The following is a 24,259-nucleotide window of genomic DNA, read 5'->3' on the forward strand; positions in this document are numbered from 1 at the left end:
ACCCGCCCCATCCGGCTCACCCGCCCCATCCGGCTCACCCAGCTCACCCGGCTCACCCGGAGCATTACGCCGACTACGAGGCCGCGTTGGCCGCGTCCTCGCCGGTGCCGCCCGCCCGCCAGCCACGGGGCGCGGACATGCTCTACTCCTCCGGCACCACAGGGCGGCCCAAGGGGATTCGGCCCGCGCTCTCCGGTGAGGAGCTGACGGAGGCCGCATCGCCGCTCGTCACGCTGTTCTCCGCGCTCTACGGCTTCGACTCCTCGGCCGTCTACCTCTCCCCCGCGCCCCTCTACCACGCGGCGCCGCTGCGGTTCTGCGCCGTGGTCACCGCGACCGGCGGCACCGTCGTCCTGATGGACGCGTTCGACCCGGTGCGGGCGCTGGAGCTGGTCGAGCGGTACCGGGTCACGCACAGCCAGTGGGTGCCGACGATGTTCGTCCGGATGCTGAAGCTGCCCGCGCAGGTGCGGCAGCGGTACGACCTGTCCTCGCTGCGGGTGGCGATCCATGCTGCCGCGCCCTGCCCGGTCGAGGTGAAACGGCGGATGCTGGAGTGGTGGGGGCCGGTGCTGTACGAGTACTACGCCTCGACGGAGGGGAACGGGCTGACCGCCATCACCCCGCAGGAGTGGCTGCGCAAGCCGGGCTCGGTCGGCCGGTCAGGGCCGCTGGGCGAGGTCCGGATCTGCGCGGACGACGGCACCGAGGTACCGGCCGGCACCACCGGCACCGTCTACTTCGCCCGCGACGAGCTGCCGTTCCGCTATCACAACGACCCCGCGCGCACCGCCGAGGCCCAGCACCCCCGGCATCCCACGTGGACAACGACCGGCGACATCGGCCACGTCGACGAGGACGGCTATCTCTTCCTCACCGACCGCAAGGCGTTCACCATCATCTCCGGCGGGGTGAACATCTACCCGCAGGAGATCGAGGACTGTCTGACGCTGCATCCGAAAGTCGCCGATGTGGCGGTGATCGGCGTACCGGACGCGGAGATGGGCGAATCGGTGCACGCCGTCGTCCAGCCCGAACCGGACGCGGCCGGCACGGCGGGCCCGGATCTGGAAGGCGAACTGCTGGCGTACGTACGGGAACACCTCGCCGGGTACAAGGTCCCGCGCACCGTGGAGTTCACCGACCGGCTGCCGCGCACTCCGACGGGCAAGCTCGCCAAGGGAGTGCTGAAGCGCCGGGGAGCGGCTGCGGCGGTCAGCTCCTGAGGGGGTGGCGCTCAGGTTCCGATCCCGGCGGCCAGGGCCACCGCCAGCGCGGCGATGACGGCGCTGGAGGCCAGACCGGTGACGGCACGGCCGCGCGGCCCGGTCAGGGCGCGGCCCAGCGCGGCACCGCCCGTGGCGAGCAGCAGCTGCCAGGTCACCGAGGCGAAGACGATCCCGGCGACGAAGGCGGCGCGGCCGGGCCCGTCGGTACCGCCGAGGTGCTGGTTGCCCAGCGTCAGCGCGGAGAAGTAGATGATCGCCCAGGGGTTGAGCAGCGTCAGCCCGAGCAGCCCCAGATAGGCCCGGGAGGGGGTGCCCAGCGCGGGGTCGCCGCGAAGGACCGGCGCGGCGGTCCCGGGCTCGTGGCAGCCAGGCCCCTGGCAGTCTGGGCGCTCGCGGGCGCGGCCGGCGTCCCGCTCGGCGGGCCCGCCGTCCGGCGGTGCGGTCTGCAGCTGCAGCCGGGCCGCGCGCTTCGGCTGCCGCAGCCGGTCAGCGCGCGCCTGGCGCAGGCCTCGTACGGCTGCGCGGGCCGAGCGGGCGGCCATCAGCACCAGCACGGCGGAGGCCGTCCAGCGCAGTGGAACCGCGATCGGTTCGACGGCCTGGGCGACGGCCGCCCCTCCCACGACGGCCACGGTGGCGTAGGCACCATCGGCGGTCGCCACGCCCAGGGCGCCCGCTGCGCCCACCCGCAGCGAGGTACGGGCGGTCAGGCTGATCAGCAGCACGGCGAGGGCGCCGACCGGGATGGCGACCGCGTACCCGGCCACCAGGCCGGCGACGACCGCGTCCGGCACGGAGGACGGCGCCGAAGCCGCTCCGAGGTTCGCCGTATGCGTGAGCGAGAGCGTCATACTTCGCAGCTTCACGGCCGCACACCGTTCGAGTCCATCGAAAGTTTCCGCACCGTATCGTTCGGCAGAGCGACATGGTGGCGCCATGATGGGTGGATGATAGATCCCCGTCTCCAGACGCTCCGGGTGCTGCACCGGTGCGGCACGGTCACGGCCACCGCCGAGGCGCTGCATCTGACGCCCTCCACCGTCTCCCAGCAACTGCGGCAGCTCGCGGCCCGGTTGGACCTGCCGCTGCTGGAGCCGGTGGGCCGCCGGGTGCGGCTGACACCCGCGGCGCTGGCGCTGCTGGAGCACGCCGACGCGCTGCACGCCCGCTGGGAGGCGGCAGCCGCCGAGCTGGCCGCCTACCGGCGCGGTGGTGCCGGGCGGCTGTGCTTCACCGCGATCTCCACCGCACTCGCCACGCTGGTCGCCCCTGCAGCGGCACGGCTGCGGCAGGAGTTGCCGCAGGTGACGGTCGAGCTGTCCGAAGACCCGGCGGAGGACCGGCACGGCCTGCTGCTGAGCGGCGCCGCCGACATCGCCGTCGTCCTGCCGTCGCCCGGCAGCCCGCCCCCGGACGACCGGCAGTTCCTGCACCAGCCGCTGCTCACCGAGCCGCAGGACCTGCTGGTGCCCGACGGCCACCGGTTCGCCCGGCGAGCACGTTCGCAGGACGGGGAAGCCGGGGACCCCGCCGGGGTGACGCTGGCCGACGCCGCCGAGGAGTCCTGGATCCGCGCCGGCGATCCGAACGACCAGCACCAGTTGCTGCTGGCCGCCTGCGCTGCTGCCGGGTTCACGCCCCGGGTCGCCCACGCGGCCGTCGACTGGACGCCGGTCGCCTCCCTCGTCGCGCACGGCTTCGGCATCTGTCTGATCCCCCGGCTGGCGCCCGTGCCCACCGGCCTCCCGGTGACCCGCGTACCGCTGTCCGGCCCGCACGCCCCCATACGCCGCGTACTGACCTGCGTCCGCCGGGGCGCGGAGCAGCAGCCCCTCGTCGCCCGCGGTCTGGCCGCGCTCAGGGCCGCAGCCGCGGAGTACGCGACGACTCAGCCCGGGCCGGGCTGAGTCACGGCGAGGGGACGCGCCCCGTTGCGGGCGCGGGGTTGCTCCCCCAAGCCTTTCGAGTAGGGGGTGCCCCACCAGCTGTCCCACCAGCCACCTCCCACCCGCAGGGTTCACGTACGGCGAGCGGGGCAGCCCCTGGCCAAGCGCGGCCGAGCCGCAGGCGCCGCCGAGCCCCAAGCAGGGTCCGGAGCCGCCGGCAGGCTCCCCCGAGCCGCACGCGGGGATCCCGAGCCGCACGCCGAGGCCCCCGCGCCGCACGCGGGGACACCGAGCCGCACGCGTGGACGCCCGTCCGACCGGCCCGCGGTCCGGCGATCCGACGGCCGGCCGCCGCAACGTCGGCCCCGCACCGCCCCGCCGTCACCCGATCCAGTGCCAGTGGGTGTCAAAATGCCTGCTATGGATCAGTTTTCTGCGGCCGGGAAGCCTGGGGAGGCCGGGGACTTCGCCGCGCGCGACTCCGCGAGCGCCCCGAAGTCCGACACCGAGTTCGTGCCCGGCGAGTTCGTGCCCGGCGAGTTCGAGCACGGAGGTGGCCATTCCGGCGGTGCCGCGCCGTCGGCCACCGGCGCCGCGGCATCAGGTCCCGGCGGACCGCAGTCCCCCGAGGGCGCAGCAGCCACCGCCGGACACTCCGCGCAGCAGTCGGGCGCGGCACAGGCGTGGACGGCGCTCGGCGGCGATCCGGCGCTGCTGGCCCGCGTCTCGCGCGAGCGCCGCGCGGGCCTGCTCCCCTCCGCGCTGCCCGTGCTGGAGCTGGCCTCCGCCACCGTGGCTGCGTGTTCTCTTGCGGCAGCCGAGTTCTCGTGCGTACGCGCCCGCAGCGCGCTGTTGCCGCCGGTCCGGGTGGACGACGGTGCCGTGGCCACCGCCTTCCTCAGCGACCGGCTGGTGCGCATCGACGGCCGGGCTCCGGTGACCTTCGCACCGCTGTCCCGCTTCTGGCGTACGGCTGACGGCTGGGTGCGCACTCACGCCAACTACCCCCATCACCGCGCCCGGCTGCTGTCCGCACTCGGCATGTCCGACCACGGCCCCGCGGAGGACGAGGCGGCGGCGGGCCGGGTGGCCACCGAGCTGGCGGGCCGTCAGGCGCTGGACGTCGAGGAGGCGGTGTACGCGGAGGGCGGGCTGGCCGTCGCCGTGCGGACCCCGGAGGAGTGGGAGTCGCATCCGCAGCGGGCAGCCGTCGCGCCGACCCCGCTGGTGTCCCTCAGCAGGCTGGACGGGGCCCCCACGCCGGCGCTGGACGGTCCGCCAGGCCCTGGCGGGCTGCGCGGTCTGCGCGTTCTCGACCTGACCCGGGTGCTGGCCGGCCCGGTCGCCACCCGTACGCTCGCGCTGCTCGGCGCTGACGTGCTGCGGATCGACGCACCGGAACGCCCCGAGTTCCTGGACACGCACGCGGACACGAACCTGGGCAAGCGCTCGACGCTGCTCGACCTGTCCAGCCGCGCTGGCCAGACCACCTTCGAGGAGTTGCTGGCCTCAGCGCACGTGGTGGTGACCGGCTACCGGCCCGGTGCGCTGGACCGGTTCGGGCTGGCACCGGAGTCGCTGATGGACCGTCGGCCGGGCCTCGTGGTGGGCCAGCTCAGCGCCTGGGGCGCCCACGGACCGTGGCAGCGCCGCCGGGGCTTCGACAGTCTGGTGCAGGCCGCCACCGGTATCGCCTGCCTGGAGGCGGCGGGCGGGTCCGGAACAGCGGGCAAGGTGAGCAGCTCCCCGGATCTCACGCCCGGCGCACTGCCGGCCCAGGCACTCGACCACGGCTCCGGCTATCTGCTGGCCGCCGGGCTGCTCCGCGCCCTCACCGAGCAGCGCACCGGCACCGCGGGTTCCCGGCTGGTCCGGCTCTCACTGGCCCGCACAGCGCACTGGCTGCTGCACGACCTGCCCGCGGCGGAAGCCGGTACGGGGGCCGGTACGGGGGCCGGTACCGAACCCGGCGCCCAGCCCGGCGGGGCGGCGCGCGAGGCGGCGGGCGCGGCGCAGCCCGCGTTCGACCAGGCGCCCTGGCTGACGGAGGCCGACAGCCCGCTCGGCCGGCTGCGGTACGCGCTCTCCCCCGTCGGCTTCGGCCCGGCTGGCTCCGCGACGCCGAGCGCGGCAGGCAGCCCCCTCGACTGGGCCCGGGTCACCGGCCAGGTGGGCGGCGATGCCACCGAGTGGGTCTGACGGCAACGCCCCGGCCGTCGCCGCTGGCGGCACCCCGCCCGGCGTCGCCGGTGAGCCGGGAACGGCGAGGGGATCAGGGGCCGCCCGAGAAGCCCAGCAGCCACTCGCCGAACACGACGAGGACGAAACCGAGCCCCAGTACCGCCGTCGCCACCCGGGTGCGGCCCCTGCGGCTGAGCGCGATGGCCGTGCCCGAGAGGATCAGCGCGACGCCGTAGAAGCCGACGGTGAGCACCGAGGGCGCCGACTCCAGCCGTACGACCAAGGCGACGGCCACCGCGAGCATGACGACGGCGGAGAGGACTATGCGTATGCGCCGCGCCTGGCGTGGCGTCAACGCCGGCCGGTCCTCCTCGGGCTCGTCGTCCGGCTCGGCCGGCCCGCTCGCCGCACGCCCCTCCGTCGGCTCGTCCGCCGCTCCGTCCGACGCGGGTTGCTCGTCCCGGCCGGAGGGCTGCCCGGGCCCGGAGGACTTCCCCGTCCCGGCGGGCTCGTTCGAGCCGGCCGGCGCGGGCGGCGGCGTTCCGGTGCTGTCGGAACGAACGCTGCTGTCGGAACGAGCACTGGCGTCGGCAGCAGCGCTGTCGTCAGCAGGACCACTGCCGTCAGCAGGAGCGCTGTCGTCGGTGCGGGCGGGGGCTGGGGAGGAGGGGGAGTTGGCTTCCGGCATGCACGGGAGCGTATCCCTCCCTGGTGACGGGCGGGACCCTAGGCCACCGCCCGTGAAGGCCGCACCGGCTCACTTCCCGCCCGAGTCGTCCTTCTTGCCGCCCGCCCAGGTGCGGAGCGCCTCGCGGCTGTCGAACTCGCCCAGGTTGGTGTCGATCGGGTCGCTCGTGTACTGGTGGAAGCGCCAACGGTGCTTGATGCCGGGCTCACCGGGCTTGCCGTTGTAGTCCGCGATCCACAGGCCGTCCCCGGCGAAGGATGTCTTGTCGCGGTTGAGCCAGAAGTCCCGGTTGCAGTACAGCAGGACCTTGTGGCCGTCGGCCTTGTCCTGCACGTACTTGATCCACTCGTCCTTCTCGTCATTGCTGACCTTGGGGTCCTCCCAGTCCAGCGCCAGGATGTCGCCCGCGACGAGTTTGATCTTCGAGAGGAAGTAGTCGGCCTGGGACTTCATGCTGCCCGGCCTGACGAAGTGGTAGAAGCCGGTGACCAGGCCGGCGTCCCGGCCGGTCTTGCGCTGCTCGACCCACTTGGGGTTGGTGTAGGACTTCCCCTCGGTGACCTTTATGAAGACGAACTCGATGCCCCGGGTGCTGTAGTCCTCCGGTTGGTACGAGGAGACGTCGATCCCCTTGATCATAACTGTGCGCCACCCACTCTCTTTTCACTCTCTGCATGATGCCGATTACGCTTTGATACCCGCTGAGCGTCACACCGTACCCCCGCGCAGGCCCTCGTACGGCCGGAAGTTGTCGAACGTGTTGAGCGGAAAGCAAACACCCGGCGCGTCAGGGAGTGCGCCGCAGGTGGTGGGGGCGCAGGATCGGGTACTGCGAGTCATACGACACGGTTGATGCCGACGTTATGGAGAGAGCGCAATGGCCACCACACGCACCGCCCACACGGTCTGGAACGGCAACCTGACGGAGGGTTCGGGCACCGTCACCTTCGACTCGTCGGGCATCGGCCAGTACCCGGTCTCGTGGGCATCCCGCGCCGAGGAGCCGGGCGGCAGGACCAGCCCGGAGGAGCTGATCGCCGCGGCGCACTCCAGCTGCTTCTCGATGGCGCTCTCCGCCGCCCTGGGCAAGGCGGGCACTCCGCCCACCAGGCTGACCACCAAGGCCGCCGTCGACTTCCAGCCGGGCACGGGCATCACCGGTATCCACCTGACCATCGAGGGCGAGGTGCCCGGCATGGACCAGGCCGCCTTCGCTGCAGCCGCTGCGGAGGCCGCCCAGAACTGCCCGGTCAGCCAGGCGCTGAAGGCCACACCGATCACCCATGAGGCCAAGCTGGTCTGAGGACCGGCGTCCTGGCCGGGCCGCATCCCGGGAGGAGGGACCATGCCGGAGCTTCCCGAAGTCGAGGCGTTGCGCGGCTTCCTGACCGAACGGCTGACCGGGCGCACCGTCCGGCGGGTGCTGCCGGTCGCGATCAGCGTGCTCAAGACGTACGACCCGCCGCTGGACGCCCTGGAAGGCCGGGCCTTCACCGAGGTCGTACGGCACGGAAAGTTCCTCGACCTGGCGCTGGGCGGGGAGCGCGCCGGCAGTGCCCGGCCGGATGACGGCCTGCATCTGGTCTTCCATCTCGCCAGGGCGGGTTGGCTGCGGTGGCAGGATGCGCTGCCCGCCGCGCCGCCCCGCCCGGGCAAGGGCCCGCTCGCGCTCCGCCTGGAGCTGGCGGGCGAACCGGCCGAGGGGTTCGATCTGACCGAGGCGGGCACCCAGAAGCGGCTCGCGGTCCACGTCGTACGGGATCCGGAGGACGTGCCCGGCATCGCGCGGCTCGGCCCCGACCCCCTCTCCCCCGGCTTCGACCGCGAGGCGTTCGCGGCGCTGCCGACAGGCCGGCGGCAGCAGATCAAGGGGCTGTTGCGGGACCAGTCGGTCGTCTCGGGAATCGGCAACGCGTATTCGGACGAGATTCTGCACGCGGCGAAGATGTCGCCGTTCCGGCTCGCGGCGGATCTGTCCGATGCCGAGGTCACCACCCTGTTCACGGCGCTGCGGGAGGTCCTCGTCTCCGCCGTCGAGCGGGCGCGTGGGATGTCGGCCGCCGAGCTGAAGGCGGGCAAGCGGCTCGGGATGCGGGTGCACGGCCGCGCGGGAGAGCCGTGCCCGGTGTGCGGGGACACCATCCGTTCGGTCTCCTTCCGCGACTCGACGCTGGAGTACTGCCCCACGTGCCAGACCGGTGGGAAGCCCCTCGCGGACCGGCGGCTGTCGCGTCTGCTGAAATGAGAGCCGACGGAGAGGTTGGTTGTGGCTGACGCGAAGGCGCCCGAGGGCGGGCCGCGGGAGTTCGATGTCGTGCTGTACGGGGCGACCGGCTTCGTTGGCGTACTGACCGGTCGGTATTTGGCCGCACATGCCCCCAGGACCACCCGCTGGGCGCTCGCCGGGCGCGATCAGCGGAAGCTGAAGGCCCTGCGCGAGCGGCTGGCCGCGGAGCACCCGCACACCGCGGACGTTCCGTTGCTGAGCGCCGACGCCGACGACCCCCGCGCCCTGGCCGAACTGGCGGCCCGCAGCCGGGTGGTGGCCAGCACCGTGGGGCCCTACCTGCGGTACGGCGCCCGGCTGGTGGCCGCGTGTGCCGAGGCCGGTACGGACTATCTGGACCTGGCGGGCGAGCCGGAGTTCGTCGACCTGATGTATCTGCGGCACCACTCCCGAGCCAAGGAGACCGGCGCCCGGCTGGTGCACGCCTGCGGCTTCGACTCGGTGCCGCACGACCTGGGCGCCCGCTTCACGGTGGAGCAGCTGCCTGCGGGCGTACCGCTGAGCGTGGACGGCTTCGTACGCTCCAACGCGGCCTTTTCCGGCGGTACGTTCGCCAGTGCGCTGCTGTCCTTCTCCCGGGCCGACCGGATGCTCCGTACCGCCAAGGCCCGCCGCGCCGCCGATCCGCGCCCCGCGCACCGTACGATCCGCACCCCGACCGGCACGGTGCGACGCGAGGACGAGCTGGGGCTGTGGGCCGTGCCGCTGCCGACGCTCGACCCGCAGATCGTGGGGCGCTCGGCGGCGGAGCTGGAGCGGTACGGCCCCGCGTTCACCTACCGCCATTACGCGGCCGTACGCCGGCTGCCGGTCGCCGTCGGCGGCATCGCCGGTGTCGGCGGCCTGTTCGCCGCGGCGCAACTGCCGCCGTTGCGGCGCTTCCTCGCCTCGCGGCTGGGTCCCGGCGAGGGGCCCGACGAGGGGCGGCGGGCGCGCAGCTGGTTCTCGGTGCGCTTCGTCGGGCGGGGCGGGGGGCGCCGGGTGGTCACCGAAGTGGCCGGCGGCGACCCGGGCTACGACGAGACGGCCAAGATGCTCGCCGAGGGGGCGCTCTGCCTCGCCCATGACGACCTGCCGTCCACCTCGGGCCAGGTGACCACCTCGGTCGCGATGGGCGAGGCGCTGACCGGACGGCTGATCCGCGCCGGGCTGGAGTTCCGCGTACTGGAAGAATCCGAGGACTGAGCCGTCGGAAGGCCATTCATGCGAGTAAAGGATTTCGACCATCTCGTGCTCAATGTGCGGGACGTCGAGCGCGCGTTGGAGTTCTACTGCGGACCGCTGGGTCTGGAGCCGGTCAGGGTCGAGGAGTGGCGGGCCGGCCAGGTCCCGTTCCCGTCGGTGCGGGTCAGTCCGACCACGATCATCGATCTGCTGGACCGCCCGCGCGGGGAGTCGAACGTCGATCACCTCTGCCTGGTCGTCGAGCCGCTCGACTGGCAGACGGTCATCGACTCGGGCGACTTCGACGTACTGGAGGGTCCGGTCAGCCGCTTCGGGGCGCGGGGCTCGGCCCAGTCGATCTACGTGCGGGACCCGGACGGCAACACCGTCGAGCTGCGCTGGTATCCGCAGGACGTCACCGGGGACTGAGGCGGGACCTCAGGACACCTTTCCGTCCACATACATCCAGACCCGGTCCAGCCGCGTGAACCGGCTGCGCTCCTGCTGCACGCCGGGGCTGCCGTCGGCTCCCAGGTAGTGGGCACGGAAGGTGACCGTTCCCTCGTCGTGGAAGGCGCTGCCGCCGGACGTGCCGAGGATCTCCAGCCCCGTCCAGCGGGGACCGCCGTCAAGGTCGAGGGCCGCGGGACGGGTGTCTGGATGCCACGTGCGCAGCAGATACGCCGTCTCCCCCAGCGCGAAGGCGGCGTAACGCGAACGCATCAGCTCCTCCGGGGTGGCGGGTGTCGCCTCGCCGCGGTGGAAACGGCCACAGCACTCCGCGTAGCGGGCGCCTCCGCAGGGGCAGGCCGAGGGCACGGCGGGGCGGCGAGCGGTGCGGGCGGATGTGCGTCGGGCCATGTGCTCATGATGCCGGACCCATGGACGGCGGAGGCATCAGGCCGGAAAAGGGGGAGGGAAACGAAAGCCCGGCGGCTCGGCGGACGAGCCGGCTAGCGTGCCACGCGGTAGCGGAGGTAGACGACTTTCGAGCTGAAGGTGCGGGTCTCGACGAACTCGAGGTCCACCCGGCGCTCGCGCTGGGGAAAGAACGGGATGCCACCGCCGACCAGCACCGGGTGAACCATGGCCCGGTACTCGTCGATCAGATCCGCCGCGGCCGCCTCGGCGGCGAGAGTCGCGCCGCCGATCGCGATGTCGCCCTCCCCCGGCTCGGCTCGCAACCGCTCGATCTCCTCCGCCAGGCCGCCAGAGGCCAGCCGGGCGTTGCCCTGCACAGCTGAGAGCGTGGTGGAGAACACCACCTTCGGCAGCGGCTTCCAGAGCGCGGTCCACTCGAGCATCGCCTCGTCGAGCGAGGGGTCCTGGTCGGCGGTCTCCCAGTACAGCATCGTCTCGTACAGCCGTCGTCCCAACAGGTGGACGCCGACCTCTCGGATGTCGTCGATCCAGAAGCGGAAGACATCCTCGTCGGGCGCCGTCCAGCCGAAGTCTCCGTCCGGCCCGACGATGTAGCCGTCAAGTGAGACGTTCATCGCATAGGTCACGCTGCGCATCAGAAGTCCTCCTCGGTACGGGCTCGACAGTACGACCGCCGGAGGCCCCGGAACTCATCGCGACTCGCGGGATCTCGCGTGGGCCGGCGTGGATGCTGCCGTGACCGGCCCCCGGAACAGGCGCTGGGGCCCGCACCGGATGGTGCGGGCCCCAGCGTGGTGCTACGCGTCAAGCGTTCAGGCGGGGGTGATGTTCTCCGCCTGCGGGCCCTTCTGGCCCTGCGTGACGTCGAAGTTGACCTTCTGGCCTTCGTGGAGCTCACGGAAGCCCTGGGCCGCGATGTTCGAGTAGTGGGCGAAGACGTCGGCGCCGCCGCCGTCCTGCTCGATGAACCCGAAGCCCTTTTCCGAGTTGAACCACTTCACGGTGCCGGATGCCATCTTCTTCTCCTTCAGGGTGGCTGGGAGTCGTACACCTCGTACGCTCCGCGTCGCCGCATTGACCCCCATCCAGAAAGGCTCCGGAAGACACAACGCGCCCGAGCCACAAAGCTCAGGCGCGCATAAGTATGGGTACCAAAACTGCAACGTCTTCACGCTACCACGCCCGGCGCAACAGCGCGTTGTCGCAGCTCAGCGGCGCTGTGGCAGGGGCCTCTGGTCAATGGTGCCCGTCGTGGCCCGGTACGGTGCCGTCCGGTTTGGCGATCAGCAGCAGGCCCGCCATCCCCATGTCGGAGTGGCTCTGGACGTGGCAGTGGTACATCCATGCCCCCGCTCCCACCCCCTCCCCCGCGATGAGCTGGAAGCCGAAGGAGTCGGCGGGGCCGGTGATCTTGTTGTCGATGATCCGGCTGGTGTCCTCGGGGCCCTCCAGCAGCCCGGTGCGGTTGTCCGCCCAGCGGTGACCGTGCACGTGGAAGGTGTGGTAGTACTCGCCGTGCGTGATCATGATGATCTCGATGCGGTCGCCCACCGTCGCCTTGAAGTCGGGTCCCTTCTTGAGGTTGTTGATCGTCATGTCGTTGAAGACGATGGTGAACTGCCGGTCGGAGTCGGGCAGGATGTCGCCCTCGCGGCGCACGACGACGGGACCGTAGAGGCCGTTGCGGATGCCTCCGGTGCCGTGTTCGGTGCCGACCACGTGGTCGTGGTAGTGCCAGTAGCCGGCGCTGCCGGGACGCCAGGTGCCGTCCTTGCGGCGGCCGGGCTTGTGGGTGCGCCAGGTGTAGGTGCGCTTGCCGCCCGGCTCGACGTGGCTCTTGTTCATCCTGGTGCCGTCGCTGGCGGTGTCGTAGTCCACGCCGTGCGGGTGCAGGCTCGCGGCGACGTCCATGGTGTTCTCGAACTCGATGTGCAGGGTGTCGCCCTCGACCAGCTCGATGAGCGGTCCCGGGATGGTCGCCTTGCCCTTCTCCAGGCCGTAGCCCATCTGCCCGTCGGGGAGCTTCTCCGCGTACAACTTGATCCGCCGGGTCTCGCCGCCGGCGCCGGCTCTGCGTACCGCCGCCGAGCGGGCCGGTGCGGCGGTGGACGGCGTGGTCGCGGCTGTCAGTGCGCTGCCGGCGACCGCCGCGACGGCGCCCGAGGCCAGCAGACCTCTGCTGAAGGAGCGGCGGCTCGGGGTACTGGGGTTTCCGGTCATCGTTCTGCGTCTCCCCCGGGAGCGATGGCGGGTGGGGTGGTGAACGGTGCGCCGTGCGTAGCGAGTTGAGGGGGACGGTAGCGCCGACCGCGCCGTTTATCCACAGTCAGGACAAAGTTCGTCGAGTTGCGGTCATAGACCTTGGCGAACCGCCGAAAGAGGTCTAGCTTCTGCCACGTTTCTGTGACCGAAGAGGGGTGGATCACGCATGCGGCTCCAACCGCACCCGAAACGGGCCAGACCCCGACGACTCCGCCGGTCCCGACGCAGCAGGATCGCCACCCTGCTGGCCGGTGCCCTCACCGCCGGTCTGCTCGGCGCCCCCGCGCTCGCCGCACCGCCGCCGGGGGCGCCGGCGCCCAAGCTGGCGCTGCCGAGCCCGCCGGGGAGCGAGGACGTCAAGGTGCTGGTCTTCCACGGCGCGACGGGTGAGGAGTCGCCCACCGTCGACGCCGCGATCGAGGCCATCGAGAAGATCGGGCAGCAGGGCCCGGCCCAGGAGCACTTCACCATCCAGGCGACCGACGACCCGGCGATCTTCGCCAAGCCGCGGCTGGGCCGCTTCAACGCCGTCGTCTTCCTCACCGGTGACGGCGATGTGCTCGACCCCGAGCAGGAGGCCGGGCTGGAGAGCTTCATGGAGGCGGGCGGCGGCTTCCTCGGCATCCACGACGCGGCCCGCGCCGAACCGTACTCGGAGTGGTTCGGCGGGCTGATCGGCGCCCGGCCCGCCGAGCACAGCCCGGCGAAGGTGCAGCGTGCCGTCGTCGAGGTCGGCGACCGGCAGCACCCGGCCACCAAGGAGCTGCCCGTCGAGTGGAAGCGCCCCGACAGGTGGCTCAACTGGCGCGAGAACCCCTCGGGGAAGGTGCACACGGTCGCCCGGGTGCGGACCAGCAGCTACGACCCGGGTGCGGACGCGGGCAGTTGGGACCACCCCGTCTCCTGGTGCCGCGACTACGACGGCGGCCGCTCCTTCTACACCGCCATGGGCGGCACCAAGGCCAGCTTCGCGGAGACCGACTTCCGCAGCCATCTGCGCGGTGCGCTGATGTGGACGACGCGGCTTGCGCGCGCCGACTGCCAGGCGGCGATCGCCGCCAACTACGAGGCGAAGCGGCTCACCAAGCCGAACCAGCCCGGCCAGTCCGACCAGATCGGCGAGCCGCACGGCGTGGTCACGGCCAAGGACGGCCGGGTGTTCTACATCGGCCGCGGCGGCGGCGACGCGTCCCAGCCCGTGGTCACCGACTGGAGCGACCCGGACATCGGCAAGGGCAAGGGCCAGGTGCACATCTGGAACCCGAAGACGGAGAAGGTCACCCTCGCCGGCGAGCTGACGGTCTTCGGCAACAAGGGCGGCGGCGACGAGCTGGTCAAGAACGAGGAGGGCCTGCTCGGCATCGAGCTGGACCCGGACTTCGCCGACAACGGCTGGGTGTATCTGCACTACACCCCGCACAGCGAGATCAACCGCGAGACCCATATGGCCGAGCGGCGGGTCTCCCGCTTCACTCTGGACAAGGAGACCGACAAGCTGGACCTGGGCTCGGAGAAGGTGCTGCTCAAGTGGCCGGTGCAGATCCACAGCTGCTGCCACGCGGGCGGCGGCATGGCGTGGGACTCCAAGGACAACCTCTACATCGCCACGGGTGACAACAACTCCTCGCGGTTCAGCGATGGTTACTCGGGCAACAACCCGGAGCCGGACTTCAAGGGTGTCTCCTTCGCCGACGCACGCCGCACCGCGGGCAACACCAACAACCTCAACGGCAAGATCCTGCGCATCCACCCCGAGGACGACGGCAGCTACACCCTTCCCAAGGGCAACCTCTTCACCGGCGAGGAGACCGATGAAGGCGGCGGCAAGACCCGCGGGGAGATCTATGTGATGGGCGTACGCAACCCGGCGCGGATCGCCGTCGACAAGAAGACCGACACGCTGTACGCGGGCTGGGTCGGCCCGGACGCGCCGACGCCGAGTCCGACCTGGGGCCCGGCGAAGTACGACACCTTCGCCAAGATCACCAGCGCGGGCAACCAGGGCTGGCCCTACTGCATGGGCAACAAGCAGCCCTACCGCGACCGCAATCTGCCCGACCCGGGCAAGCCGCTGGGCTGGTACGACTGCGACCATCTGAAGAACGAGTCGCCCAACAACGACGGCCTGGTCAACATCCCGCCGGCCCGGAACAACAACATCTGGTACTCGCCGCAGGGCGGAGCTCCCGACTTCCCGCGCGACGAGAACGGCGTCCCCAGCTACCAGCTCGACCAGCAGAAGCTCGCCCTGCCCTGGCTCAAGGGCGGCGGCCAGGCGGCGATGAACGGACCCCTCTACCGCTACGACGCCGGCAACCCGTCGAAGGTCAAGTGGCCCTCCTACTGGGACGGCAAGTGGTTCGTGGGCGACTTCTACGACGGTGACCAGCCGCGGCACGCGCTGGTGATGCCGGGCGGCGACACCGTGGGCGCGCTGCCGGGGCACGCAGAGAGCCTGGATGCGATCGTCCCCGTCGGCGAGAACGGCATCCGCAACCTCATGGACTGGAAGTTCGGTCCCGACGGTGCGCTGTACGTGCTCGACTACGGGCGCGGGTTCTTCACCTCGGACGACAAGTCGGCGCTGTGGCGGGTGACGTACAAGGGCGGCGAGCCGACACCGCTGCCCGGCGACATGGCCGAACCGGCACTGCGGAAGGGGACGGGCAGATGAGGGCGAGTGCGCGCGTGAGGCGCCGGCGAAGCCGGGAGCAGCGGGCACGGCGGGAGCGGCGCAGACTGCTGACCGCCCTGCTGGCCGCGCTGCTGATGGTGCTCGGCCTCACTTCCGCCACGGCGTGGGGCTCGGCACCGGCCGCACAGCCCGCCGCGCGCAGCGGCGGCGGCACGGCGGCGGCCGAGCAGGTGCTGACGTGGACGGCGAACGACGACATGACCAAGTACGCGTCTGCACCGACGACCGCGGTGGCGGGCAAGGCGACGATCGTCTTCGAGAACAGCGCGGCGACCGGCAACACCAGCGGGATGTCGCACACCCTCACGTTCGTCACCTCCGACCCGGACTACAACCAGGACGTAGACCTCAACATCCTGGCCTCGCCCAACGACGCGGAGGGCGGCAAGCACACCGCGGAGGTCACCCTGACCCCGGGCACCTACAAGTACCACTGCACCATTCCGGGGCATCAGCAGATGCAGGGCACGCTGGTGGTGACAGGCGGCGATCCGGGTGAGGACACCACGCCCCCGGAGACCTCCGCCACGGTCGAGGGCGACAAGGACGAGGAGGGCAACTACCAGGGCAGCGCGACGGTCACGGTGACCGCCACGGACGCGGGCTCGGGGGTCGACACCGTCGAATACGCCCTCGACGGCGCGGACTTCCAGCCCTACACCGCACCGGTGACGGTCACGGACGCGGGCGAGCACACCGTCAGCTACCGGGCCAAGGACAAGGCAGGCAACGCGGCGGAGGAGAAGACGGTGAGCTTCACCGTGGTCGAACCGCCGGACCAGGACACCACCCCGCCGACGACCGAGGGCAAGGCCGAGGGAAACAAGAACTCCGACGGCCACTTCATCGGCAAGGCCACGGTCACGGTGACCGCGACGGACGACAAGTCCGGCGTGGAGACGATCGAATACTCGCTCGACGGCGCACCGTACGTCACCTACTCCGAGCCGCTGGTCCTCGACCGGGCCGGCTACCACTCGGTGACCTACCGGGCCACCGACAAGGCGGGCAACACCTCCGAGCCGCAGAAGGTCTCCTTCCGGATCGTGGCGGGCGGCGGGGTGCCGGCGCCCGACTGCCCGGAGTACGACGAGCGCGAGACGGTGATCGTCGGGACCGTGGACACGGGCGTACCCAATCGGATGACGAAGCGCCGCTGCACCATCAACGAACTGATCGAGGACGAGAAGGAGTGGACGTCCCAGGCGCTGTTCCTCAAGCACGTACGCGGCGTCACCGAACAGCTCGTCAAGGAGGGCGTGATCGTCGCCCGGGAGCAGAAGCTGATCAACCGAGCCGCGCGGAGTTCCGGCATCGGTACCCCCGGCCAGAACACCGGCTACCGCGATCTGTTCGACGGCAGCAAGGAGTCCTTCGCCAACTGGGAGCAGGTGGGCGGCGGCCGGTTCGGGCTCAACGACGACGGCACCATGACCAGCGACCCGAAGGTCGAGGGCATGGGCATGCTGTGGTATCCGAAGCGGAAGTACGGGGACTTCTCACTGAAGCTCCAGTTCCGCGACGACGCGCCGGGTGACGGCCGTGCCAACAGCGGTGTCTTCGCCCGGTTCCCCGATGTGCACGACCACCCGGAGGAGAGTCCCGTCCGGAGTGGGTGGCCATCAAGTACGGCCACGAGCTGCAGATCCTGGACCGCCCGGACGGGGACATGTACAAGACCGGCTCCGTCTACGGGTTCGACCGCGTCGGCCTGGCAGGCGCGGGCGTCACCCCCAAGGGCACCTGGAACGACTACGAGATCCGGGTGATCGGCCAGCACTACGAGGTGTACCGGAACGGCACGCTGATCAACGAGTTCGACAACACGCGGGGCCAGGTCTTCGAACCCCCACGCGATGATGACCCGGGCACGGACGGGCGCCGCTACGCCTCCGGCTACGTGGGGCTCCAAGTCCACAGCACCACTGACGTGGTGTCGTATCGGAACGTCCGGATCAAGGAACTGTAGGAGCTTCGCCCTGGCGCGGCGCGGCGTTCGGCTGCGCCGTGCCGTGCTCGGGGCTGCACCCCGGCTGCGCTTGGTGCACCGGCTGTGCTTGGGCAGTCTGCTCCCCCAAGCTCTTCGAGCAGGGGGCACCCCCAGGGCGCAGGGTGGGCAAGCGCAGCCCACCGGGCCGCAGACGGCAACGAAACCGACCCGCACCCGGGCGGCGGCCGCCCCTTGTAGGGGGCTGATGCATCGTCCCCGAGTGCGGGCCGGTGCGCTGCGCTTGCCAGCCCTGCTCCCCCAAGCTCTTCGAGCAGGGGGTACCCCCATGCGCAGACCTCCCAAGCACAGCGAAGCGTTCGCCGCACAGCACAGCTGGCGCAGCAAAGCGCAGGCGGCCCAGCGCAGCTGCAGACGGCGCAGGATCAGGAAGAGCGTTGCTCCGGGATGCCCATGTGGGTGGCGAAGTCTTCGGGGGCGCCGTCGTAGCCACGCAGCACGACGCGGTGGTGCCACTCCCCCGTCTCGCCCCGGGCGAACTCGGCAACCGTCGCCGCCGTGGCCCCCGCGACGCCGGAGAAGTCGTTCGCGGACAACTCCTCATAGCCCTCACAGACCCGCACCGCGGTGTTCGGCACCTGGGCGAACGTCTTGTGGCCCTCGCCCTGCTGGATGGCGACGCCGACGACGACCCGCACGAACCGCTCGGCCAGCCGCTCCAGTTCGAGGGTCATCACCTCGTCGGAGCCGAAGCCCTGCCCCGTCTTGCTGTCCCGGTTGAGGATGATGGTGCCGTCCGGGGAGCGGCTGTCGAAGTGGACGAGGTAGGCGGGCTCTCCGTAGGGCGCTTCCTCCGTGTACGTGGCGGCCACTATGTCGAGGTCGTGCGGCGGCTCCCCCATGGGGCTGGGATCCCACTTGAGGGTGACCTCCACCTTGCCGAGCCCTTTGTTGAGACTGCTCATCCTGCCCCCTCGTCCTCTCCTCGGACCGCGTACGGCTCCATCGTGCCACGTCAACGCCGCGGAGATCAGGGCGAATTACGGGAGCTCCGCCGGGCGGCGCTGGAACGTTCGAAACCGGTCCATACCGCGTCCACCGCCGCAGACACCACGACAGCGCGCGGCACTTCGGGGCGGTCGTGCCACCACAGGGCCAGTCCCTGGAGGACGCTGCGGCACACCTCCCAGGCCATCTCGGCCTCGACCCGCGTCTGTTCGTCGGGCTCGTCGAAGAGAGGAATGCCGACCAGCCGGGCGAAGAAGGGGAGCAGCGCGTTCCGGCTCGTGTCGATGACCTCCTGGTGGTCTTCGCGTACTGCGGCGTCCCCGGTGGTGTCGCGGAAGAGCATGCGCCAGGCATACGGGTGGGTCTCGATGTAGTGGAACCAGGCGTCGAAAGCGCTCGCCACCTCCTGGGTGCTCAGCCGGTCGCTCGTACCGGCGTCGCCGGTTTCCGGCAGTCGCTCGCGCCACAGTTGCCGCAGCTCGGCGAAGTGCCGCTCCAGCAGGCGGCGGTGGAGCTGGCGCTTCGAGGAGAAGTGGTCGTAGACGACGGGCACGGACACGCCGGAGCGGCGGGCGATCTCCTCCATCGAGGCGCGCTGGTAGCCGTGCGCGGCGAACACCTCGGTGGCGGCCTCCTCGATGACGGCACGGCGCTGCTGTGCGCTCATGCGCTTACGGGGCTTCTCGGTTGACAACCTAGCGGTCCTTAGGTTTAGCCTTGGATTGGAACCTAGCAACTACTAGGTTACTGGGCAGGGGGCGGCAATGGGCAGCAGGTACGAGCGGTACGACGTGGTCGTGGTCGGTGCCAGGTGCGCGGGGGCGCCGCTGGCGGCGCTGCTGGCCCGGCAGGGGCTCGAGGTGTGCCTGGTGGAGAAGGGGGAGCCGGCTTCCGGCACCCCTTCGACCCATATCTTCGAGGCCGACGCGCTGGCCTTCCTCGACTCGCTCGGCGTCCTGGACGAGCTGCGCGCGACGGGCGCCCCGCTGATCGCGCGGGCGGACGCCCGGGTGGGCGATCTGCGCTGGCCGGCGACCTGGCCGGTGCGCCCGGGCGATCCCGGCGGAGTGATGTCGGTGCGCCGCTTCCGGCTCGACCCCGTCCTCGCCGGGGCCGCGCAGCAAGCGGGCGCCGCACTCCTGACCCGTACCGCGGTGACGGACCTGGTCAGGGCTGAGGACGGCAGGGTGACGGGGGTGCGGGTCTCCTCGGCCACGGGGGGCGAGGAGACCGGGCGCGGGGGCGAGCGGGTGCTGCGGGCGCGGCTGGTGGTGGGCGCCGACGGCCGCGCCTCCACCGTCGCGCGGCTGGCAGGCGCTCGCTCGTATCACGTGACGCCAAATCAGTTCGCTTTGTTCTGGGGCTACTTCGCGGACGCCGAGATCGGTGAACCCACCTTCGCCTTCCACCGGTGGGCCGACCGCGTGGTGCTCGGCCTCCCCACCGACGACGGGCTCTACCAGGTGCAGGTGGGGGTGGACCCGGCCCGGCTGCGCGCATTCCGCGCCGGGCTGCCCGGCAGCCTGCTGGAGTACGCCAGGGCCTGCGAGCCGGTGGCCAAAGCACTGGCCGGCGCCCGGCTGGTCGGCGAGCCGCACGGGATGACCCACTGGAAGGGATACTTCCGCGAACCGGCGGGCCCCGGCTGGGCCCTGGTGGGCGACGCGGGTCACTTCAAGGACCCGACGGCGGGGCGCGGTATCGGCGACGCCTTCCTCCAGGCGGCCCGGCTGGCTGAGACCGTCACCGGGCATCTCGGCGCTGACGCGGCGGAACTGGACGAGGCGCTGCGCCGCTGGGGTGCCTGGCGGGACGCGGAGTTCGTGGAGCCGTACTGGTTCGCGGCCGGCATCGGCAGCCTCGCACCGCTGCCGGCCGTACTGCCCGAGGTGTTGCGGGGGATGCGCCGCGCGGGTGTGGCCGACAGCCTCTTCGACATGGTCAACCACCGGGCGATGCCCAGCGACATCGTCACCGGGCCCCGGCTGCTGGCCGCGGTCGGCCGCCTGCTGGCCCGCGGCCGGGTGGGCGTTCTGCGGGAGGTCGCCCGGCTGGCCGCTGACGACCGCCGCCGCCGGGCCCTGGACCGCCACCCGCGGTACGAGGCGGACTCCCCTCGGCACGAGATGAGCTGAGCACTCAGCCGCCGCCCTCCCGCAGACAGTCCAGCAGCTCCGTCTCCGTCGGTTCCTCATGGAGGACCCGGCGGCCGGCGACGAGGAGGACCGGCCCCGACTCGCTGCCGAGCGGCCGCGTACGGGCCAGCTCGGCGTCGAGTCGGCCGCGGAGATCCGGTTCCTGTCGTACGCCCTCCTCGGCCGCCAGCCGCGCCAGCACGGCCGGGTCGGCGAGGTGCAGCCCGTCCGTGAAGTAGGCGCGGAAGAGGCGGGCGGCCATCGCCTGCGCGCGGTCCTGCGTCGCGGCCTGGGCGGTCAGGTGGTGTGCGGCGTAGGTGTTGGTGAACACCGCGCGGTCGAAGCGGAAGGCGAGGCCGTCGGCGGTGCCGAGGGTGCGGTCGGCGCGGATGGCGCGGGCGGCCTCCTCGCCCCGCTCCCGGCGGTGCACCTCGAACAGCGGCTCACCCTCGGCCGGGGCCTGCGGCCGGATTTGATAGGGGCGCAGCACGAGCTCGGCCGCGCCGCCCTCCGCGCGGCGGCGCTGGACGGCTCGCCGCAGCCGGGTGAAGGCGAGGTAGGAGCGGGCGCAGACGAAGTCGTGGACGAGCTCGACGCGGGTCACGCCGCCCGCGACGGGGCCGCCGCTCACCACGGCAGGGCCCCGTGGTCGGCGAAGTAGCCGCCGGTGGGGCCGTCCGGGGCGACGCGTGCCATCCGCACGATGATCCCGGCACCCTCGGAGACCGCCCGCCGGCCTCGGTGGCCGTTGAAGTCGGTGGCGGTGTAGCCGGGGTCGACTGCGTTGATCCGGAAGCCGGGCAGGGCGTGCGCGTACTGGGCCGTGACCATGTTCAAGGCCGCCTTGGACGAGGCGTAGGTGAGCGCGGGCAGCCAGTCGGGCACGGCGGCCTCGCGGACTTCCGGGTCGCCCACGGCACCGATGCAGCCCAGCCCGCTGCTGACGTTGACCACCACGGGCGCCCGCGAGGCGTGCAGCAGTGGGAGGAAGGCGCGGGTGGTGCGGACGACGCCGAAGACGTTGGTTTCGTAGACCGCCCGCATGTTCTCGGCCGTCGTCTCCTCCGCCGTCAGATGCGCTCCGGAGACACCCGCGTTGTTGATGAGGACGTCCAGGCGCTGCTCACGTGCGCTGAGGAGTTCGGCCGCGGCGCGTACCGACTCCTCGCTGGTGACGTCGAGCGGCAGCACCCGCCCGCCGGTCTCGCGGGCCGCGTGCTCGCCGCGTTCCGGGTCGCGCGCTCCGAGGTGGACGGTATGGCCCAGGGCGTGCAGCTGCCGGGCCGTCTCCAGGCCGAGTCCCCTGGTGGCTCCGGTGATCAAGGTGACCGGGGCGGTCGGTGATTCCGGTGGTGTTGGTAGTGATGTTGGTGCCGGTGATGTCGGTGCTGCCGCTGATGACCGCGGCGTCGATGTGTTGCTCATGGCTCCCACCCTGGGGCGGGGCCGCGCCCGCCGGGAGTAGCCGGGTCTTCCTGGGAAAAGGGGTACCAGGCTCGGCCCTTGCCCTCCGCCGCCCGGCCAGCAGACTGGTCGCATGAACGAGCTGGGCCGCGCGCTGCGGCGGTGGCGGGACCGGGCGGACCCGGCGGACTCCGGGCTGCCCTCGGGCCGGGCACGCAGGGCGGCCGGGCTGCGGCGCGAGGAGCTGGCCGGGCTGGCGGGCATCTCGGTGGACTATGTCGTACGGCTGGAGCAGGGCCGGGCCGGCTCGCCGTCCGGGCAGGTGCTGGCGGCGCTGGCGCGGGCGCTGCGGCTCTCGGACGACGAGCGGCGGCACCTCTTCCTGCTGGGAGGCCGCGCGCTGCCGGGCGGCGGGCACATGCCGGGCGAGCTGTCGCCGGGTGTGCGGCGGCTGCTGGATCAGCTGGCGGGCACGCCGGTCAGCGTGTTCGACGCGGCGTGGACGCTGCTGGAGTGGAATCCGCTGTTCGCCGCGCTGATGGGCGACCCGTCACCGCTGCGCGGGCGGGAACGCAACGTGGTGTGGCGGCACTTCACCGGGCGGTCCGGCCGGGTACGGCACACCGCTGAGCAGGCGGAACTGTTCGAGGCAGCGGTGGTGGCCGATCTGCGTACGGCGACGGCGCGCTATCCGTCGGACCCCGCGCTGCACGGCCTGGTCGCCGAAGTCTCGCAGCGCAGCCCCGCGTTCCTGCGGCTGTGGGAGGAGCACGCGGTGGGCCGGCACACCATGGCCGCCAAAACGGTGGAGCATCCCCAGGTCGGAGCGGTCACGCTGGACTGCGATGTCCTGGTCGCGCCCGATAGCGATCTGCGCGTGGTGCTCTACACGGCGGCGCCGGGCACCGAAGCGGCGGAGAAGCTGGCGCTGCTCAACGTGGTGGGCCTGCAGCGGCTGTGGGCGTGAGGAGCCGCACGCTCCGCGCACGCCGGGGGGGCGAAGGCATCGGCGGGGCGGGGGAGGCGAACTGTCCGGAAGCTCCCGCCCCGGCGTCCGCTCACCCCGCCGGGAGCGGTAGCGTGACCGTTCGATCATGGTCAGGGGCCTCGGCACGGATGCGGCGGGGCCGGGAACGGGGCGCGAGGGTGTACGCGGTAGGCGAGCAGGACGATCACGACGACATCTTCCCGGTCATCGAGTACGAGGGTGCCGAGGGCTGCTGGGAGGCGCCGGCCGATCTGGAACGGCGGCTGTACAAACTGCACGAGGTCGACGAGAGCTACACCTATCTGCGCCTGCTCGCCGAGCACGGCGTCTACCACCCGGTGCCCATCCAGCAGGCCAACCGGAACCCCGCCGAACGGGAGTTCGTCACCAGCGAGGTCACGGGGTCCGACGGGATCACCCGGACCATCACCCAGGTCTACACCGACGGGATGCTGACCCGCCCGCACCCGTATGTCGTCTTCGAGTTCATCACGCTGGGCACCCTCGCCGACATCCTGCCGCCCGAGGTGGATGTCCTGGTCGTCAACGCGGCGACGCCCTGCCAGACGATGTTCCAGGTGGACGACGAGGAACGGGAGGTGTGGTCGGACCTGCACGAGGAGCTGTTCGATCCGCACGCGCTCACCGACCGCCTCGTCTCCCGCCGCACCGGCGCGCCCGAGCAGGGCCCGCTGCTGCACGGTCTCGCCTGCGGGGCACACCTGTGCTACGGCAACGGCGACCCGTGGAACACCCTGGACTGGCACGGCGCCGGGTACAGCGCCGAGGTGGAACGGCTGGAGGAGAGCTGGGGCGTCAGCAGCCGGGAGGACTGGCTGGAGACCCAGCAGCGGCTGCTGGAGTGCGAAGTCAGCCCCTGGTTCTGGGACTTCGTGCTGGGCGCCAGGATCTCGCTGGCGAAGGAGAACGGCAACCGCGGCCCGGTGGACGCAGGGCTGTGGCGGGACAGCGTCGAGGCGACACTGCGGCGCGTCATCGACGCGCCGCCGGGGCCGGAGTTCGAGACGTTCATCGCGGACATGCGCGAACTGGTCGGCAAGGTCCTGCGCTACGAGGCACGGTTCCGCGCCGACGAACTGCTCGGCCCCGACGAGGTGATCCGCACCATCGCGGCCTGGGATCTGGGCCGGGCCTCCAAGATGGCCCGCTGGGGCCGGGGCGCCCGCTATGCGACCCGCGCCGAGATGTACGACGCCATGGAGCGGGTCAGCGCGGGAGTGCGGAGCACCTACCGCTCCTGGGCGGAGTTCTCGGCGGCGTATGTGATGGGCCGCTGTCTGCACTTCGACGAGGAGCGGTTCGGCGAGTGGTACACCGAGGTGCTGGAGGCGCACCGCGCGCTGCTGCGGGCGCCCGCGAGCCCGTGGAACACGGTGCCGTTCCAGTTGCCTGGTTGAGCACCGTGTCGGGCTGCGGGTTCGTTGTGGCTGGTGGGGGTGTCCCCTGCTCGAAGAGCTTGGGGGAGCAGTTCCCCGCGCGTG

At 71.7% G+C, this 24,259-nt stretch carries 22 protein-coding genes and 1 pseudogene; 12 read left to right on the forward strand and 11 right to left on the reverse strand.

All coding sequences use genetic code 11. The features are described 5' to 3' along the window. The coding region (locus ITI46_RS11170; RefSeq protein ID WP_209239320.1) for an AMP-binding protein at positions 1–1,226 on the forward strand (1,226 nt) is incomplete at its 5' end. A gap of 11 nt (positions 1,227–1,237) precedes the next feature. Here the strand turns inward: ITI46_RS11170 and ITI46_RS11175 are convergent. Beyond that, positions 1,238–2,080: a LysE family transporter gene (locus ITI46_RS11175; protein ID WP_209239321.1), complete on the reverse strand. Its 843-nt coding sequence runs from the start codon at positions 2,078–2,080 to the stop codon at positions 1,238–1,240. Positions 2,081–2,176: 96 nt separating this feature from the next. Between ITI46_RS11175 and ITI46_RS11180 the strand changes: the two genes are divergently transcribed. Both ITI46_RS11180 and ITI46_RS11185 read left to right on the forward strand, forming a co-directional pair. Then, the gene (locus ITI46_RS11180) at positions 2,177–3,136 is read left to right on the forward strand and encodes a LysR family transcriptional regulator (RefSeq protein ID WP_209239322.1); all 960 of its coding nucleotides are present in this window, start codon (positions 2,177–2,179) and stop codon (positions 3,134–3,136) included. 390 nt (positions 3,137–3,526) lie between these two features. Beyond that, positions 3,527–5,314, forward strand: coding sequence for a CoA transferase (locus ITI46_RS11185; RefSeq protein ID WP_247745808.1), 1,788 nt, complete (start codon positions 3,527–3,529; stop codon positions 5,312–5,314). Positions 5,315–5,387: 73 nt separating this feature from the next. Here the strand turns inward: ITI46_RS11185 and ITI46_RS11190 are convergent, their stop codons facing one another. Both ITI46_RS11190 and ITI46_RS11195 read right to left on the reverse strand, forming a co-directional pair. Continuing rightward, positions 5,388–5,984: a hypothetical protein gene (locus ITI46_RS11190; RefSeq protein ID WP_209239323.1), complete on the reverse strand. Its 597-nt coding sequence runs from the start codon at positions 5,982–5,984 to the stop codon at positions 5,388–5,390. Positions 5,985–6,053: 69 nt separating this feature from the next. Beyond that, positions 6,054–6,623, reverse strand: a complete 570-nt coding sequence (locus ITI46_RS11195) for a glycoside hydrolase family 25 protein (RefSeq protein ID WP_209239324.1) — start codon at positions 6,621–6,623, stop codon at positions 6,054–6,056. A gap of 238 nt (positions 6,624–6,861) precedes the next feature. Between ITI46_RS11195 and ITI46_RS11200 the strand changes: the two genes are divergently transcribed. From ITI46_RS11200 to ITI46_RS11215, 4 genes are read left to right on the forward strand one after another with little or no spacing between them, the layout of a single operon-like run. Further along, complete coding sequence (locus ITI46_RS11200) at positions 6,862–7,287, forward strand: OsmC family peroxiredoxin (RefSeq protein ID WP_209239325.1); 426 nt, start codon at positions 6,862–6,864, stop codon at positions 7,285–7,287. A gap of 42 nt (positions 7,288–7,329) precedes the next feature. Further along, positions 7,330–8,229, forward strand: a complete 900-nt coding sequence (locus ITI46_RS11205) for an Fpg/Nei family DNA glycosylase (RefSeq protein WP_209239326.1) — start codon at positions 7,330–7,332, stop codon at positions 8,227–8,229. 21 nt (positions 8,230–8,250) lie between these two features. Further along, entirely contained in the window at positions 8,251–9,456 is a 1,206-nt protein-coding gene (locus ITI46_RS11210) for a saccharopine dehydrogenase family protein (RefSeq protein WP_209239327.1), read from the forward strand. Positions 9,457–9,474: 18 nt separating this feature from the next. Beyond that, positions 9,475–9,864, forward strand: coding sequence for a VOC family protein (locus ITI46_RS11215; protein WP_209239328.1), 390 nt, complete (start codon positions 9,475–9,477; stop codon positions 9,862–9,864). Positions 9,865–9,873: 9 nt separating this feature from the next. Here ITI46_RS11215 and ITI46_RS11220 read toward each other — a convergent pair whose 3' ends face one another. The 4 genes from ITI46_RS11220 to ITI46_RS11235 all read right to left on the reverse strand — a co-directional run bounded on the left by ITI46_RS11220 (position 9,874) and on the right by ITI46_RS11235 (position 12,537). Then, a complete protein-coding gene (locus ITI46_RS11220) occupies positions 9,874–10,296 on the reverse strand; it encodes a YchJ family protein (protein ID WP_209239329.1) in 423 nt (140 codons plus the stop codon). Between the two features lie 92 nt (positions 10,297–10,388). Continuing rightward, complete coding sequence (locus tag ITI46_RS11225; RefSeq protein WP_209239330.1) at positions 10,389–10,952, reverse strand: dihydrofolate reductase family protein; 564 nt, start codon at positions 10,950–10,952, stop codon at positions 10,389–10,391. Positions 10,953–11,129: 177 nt separating this feature from the next. Then, positions 11,130–11,333, reverse strand: coding sequence for a cold-shock protein (locus ITI46_RS11230; RefSeq protein WP_030405997.1), 204 nt, complete (start codon positions 11,331–11,333; stop codon positions 11,130–11,132). Positions 11,334–11,553: 220 nt separating this feature from the next. Further along, entirely contained in the window at positions 11,554–12,537 is a 984-nt protein-coding gene (locus ITI46_RS11235) for a multicopper oxidase domain-containing protein (protein WP_209239331.1), read from the reverse strand. A gap of 208 nt (positions 12,538–12,745) precedes the next feature. On the opposite strand from ITI46_RS11235, the gene ITI46_RS11240 reads away from it, so the two are divergent. Together ITI46_RS11240 and ITI46_RS11245 are read left to right on the forward strand one after the other, a co-directional pair. Continuing rightward, complete coding sequence (locus ITI46_RS11240) at positions 12,746–15,253, forward strand: ThuA domain-containing protein (protein ID WP_209239332.1); 2,508 nt, start codon at positions 12,746–12,748, stop codon at positions 15,251–15,253. Positions 15,254–15,348: 95 nt separating this feature from the next. Next, a pseudogene (locus ITI46_RS11245) lies at positions 15,349–17,243 on the forward strand (OmpL47-type beta-barrel domain-containing protein). Between the two features lie 404 nt (positions 17,244–17,647). On the opposite strand, the gene ITI46_RS11250 reads toward ITI46_RS11245, so the two are convergent. Both ITI46_RS11250 and ITI46_RS11255 read right to left on the reverse strand, forming a co-directional pair. Then, the gene (locus ITI46_RS11250; protein WP_209239333.1) at positions 17,648–18,187 is read right to left on the reverse strand and encodes a TerD family protein; all 540 of its coding nucleotides are present in this window, start codon (positions 18,185–18,187) and stop codon (positions 17,648–17,650) included. Between the two features lie 65 nt (positions 18,188–18,252). Next, entirely contained in the window at positions 18,253–18,897 is a 645-nt protein-coding gene (locus tag ITI46_RS11255) for a TetR/AcrR family transcriptional regulator (protein ID WP_209239334.1), read from the reverse strand. A gap of 97 nt (positions 18,898–18,994) precedes the next feature. Here ITI46_RS11255 and ITI46_RS11260 point away from each other — a divergent pair, with 97 nt between their 5' ends. Beyond that, positions 18,995–20,365 (forward strand): NAD(P)/FAD-dependent oxidoreductase, encoded by a 1,371-nt coding sequence (locus ITI46_RS11260; protein WP_209239335.1) that lies wholly within the window; start codon positions 18,995–18,997, stop codon positions 20,363–20,365. Between the two features lie 4 nt (positions 20,366–20,369). Here ITI46_RS11260 and ITI46_RS11265 read toward each other — a convergent pair whose 3' ends face one another. Together ITI46_RS11265 and ITI46_RS11270 are read right to left on the reverse strand one after the other, a co-directional pair. Further along, on the reverse strand, positions 20,370–20,996 hold the full coding sequence (locus ITI46_RS11265) for a DsbA family oxidoreductase (RefSeq protein WP_307808134.1): 627 nt from the start codon (positions 20,994–20,996) through the stop codon (positions 20,370–20,372). Next, positions 20,993–21,688 (reverse strand): SDR family NAD(P)-dependent oxidoreductase, encoded by a 696-nt coding sequence (locus tag ITI46_RS11270; RefSeq protein ID WP_247745809.1) that lies wholly within the window; start codon positions 21,686–21,688, stop codon positions 20,993–20,995. The genes ITI46_RS11265 and ITI46_RS11270 overlap by 4 nt, the downstream gene beginning before the upstream one ends. Before the next feature lie 214 nt (positions 21,689–21,902). Here ITI46_RS11270 and ITI46_RS11275 point away from each other — a divergent pair, with 214 nt between their 5' ends. Continuing rightward, entirely contained in the window at positions 21,903–22,736 is an 834-nt protein-coding gene (locus ITI46_RS11275; RefSeq protein WP_209239337.1) for a helix-turn-helix transcriptional regulator, read from the forward strand. Between the two features lie 113 nt (positions 22,737–22,849). Then, a complete protein-coding gene (locus ITI46_RS11280) occupies positions 22,850–24,175 on the forward strand; it encodes a DUF1266 domain-containing protein (protein WP_307808135.1) in 1,326 nt (441 codons plus the stop codon). Positions 24,176–24,259: the final 84 nt, after the last annotated feature.

It is taken from the genome of Streptomyces oryzae (assembly GCF_017676365.1).
In the GTDB taxonomy this organism is placed as follows: domain Bacteria; phylum Actinomycetota; class Actinomycetes; order Streptomycetales; family Streptomycetaceae; genus Streptomyces; species Streptomyces oryzae.

Excerpts from the sequence above, each read along its gene's own strand:
- ITI46_RS11250 (WP_209239333.1), bottom strand. The coding sequence starts at position 18,187 with ATGAGCAGTCTCAACAAAGGGCTCGGCAAGGTGGAGGTCACCCTCAAG.
- ITI46_RS11275 (WP_209239337.1), top strand. The coding sequence starts at position 21,903 with ATGAACGAGCTGGGCCGCGCGCTGCGGCGGTGGCGGGACCGGGCGGAC.
- ITI46_RS11255 (WP_209239334.1), bottom strand. The coding sequence starts at position 18,897 with ATGAGCGCACAGCAGCGCCGTGCCGTCATCGAGGAGGCCGCCACCGAG.
- ITI46_RS11185 (WP_247745808.1), top strand. The coding sequence starts at position 3,527 with ATGCCTGCTATGGATCAGTTTTCTGCGGCCGGGAAGCCTGGGGAGGCC.
- ITI46_RS11225 (WP_209239330.1), bottom strand. The coding sequence starts at position 10,952 with ATGCGCAGCGTGACCTATGCGATGAACGTCTCACTTGACGGCTACATC.
- ITI46_RS11195 (WP_209239324.1), bottom strand. The coding sequence starts at position 6,623 with ATGATCAAGGGGATCGACGTCTCCTCGTACCAACCGGAGGACTACAGC.
- ITI46_RS11230 (WP_030405997.1), bottom strand. The coding sequence starts at position 11,333 with ATGGCATCCGGCACCGTGAAGTGGTTCAACTCGGAAAAGGGCTTCGGG.
- ITI46_RS11215 (WP_209239328.1), top strand. The coding sequence starts at position 9,475 with ATGCGAGTAAAGGATTTCGACCATCTCGTGCTCAATGTGCGGGACGTC.
- ITI46_RS11205 (WP_209239326.1), top strand. The coding sequence starts at position 7,330 with ATGCCGGAGCTTCCCGAAGTCGAGGCGTTGCGCGGCTTCCTGACCGAA.
- ITI46_RS11220 (WP_209239329.1), bottom strand. The coding sequence starts at position 10,296 with ATGGCCCGACGCACATCCGCCCGCACCGCTCGCCGCCCCGCCGTGCCC.
- ITI46_RS11240 (WP_209239332.1), top strand. The coding sequence starts at position 12,746 with ATGCGGCTCCAACCGCACCCGAAACGGGCCAGACCCCGACGACTCCGC.
- ITI46_RS11190 (WP_209239323.1), bottom strand. The coding sequence starts at position 5,984 with ATGCCGGAAGCCAACTCCCCCTCCTCCCCAGCCCCCGCCCGCACCGAC.
- ITI46_RS11200 (WP_209239325.1), top strand. The coding sequence starts at position 6,862 with ATGGCCACCACACGCACCGCCCACACGGTCTGGAACGGCAACCTGACG.
- ITI46_RS11235 (WP_209239331.1), bottom strand. The coding sequence starts at position 12,537 with ATGACCGGAAACCCCAGTACCCCGAGCCGCCGCTCCTTCAGCAGAGGT.
- ITI46_RS11175 (WP_209239321.1), bottom strand. The coding sequence starts at position 2,080 with ATGACGCTCTCGCTCACGCATACGGCGAACCTCGGAGCGGCTTCGGCG.
- ITI46_RS11260 (WP_209239335.1), top strand. The coding sequence starts at position 18,995 with ATGGGCAGCAGGTACGAGCGGTACGACGTGGTCGTGGTCGGTGCCAGG.
- ITI46_RS11180 (WP_209239322.1), top strand. The coding sequence starts at position 2,177 with ATGATAGATCCCCGTCTCCAGACGCTCCGGGTGCTGCACCGGTGCGGC.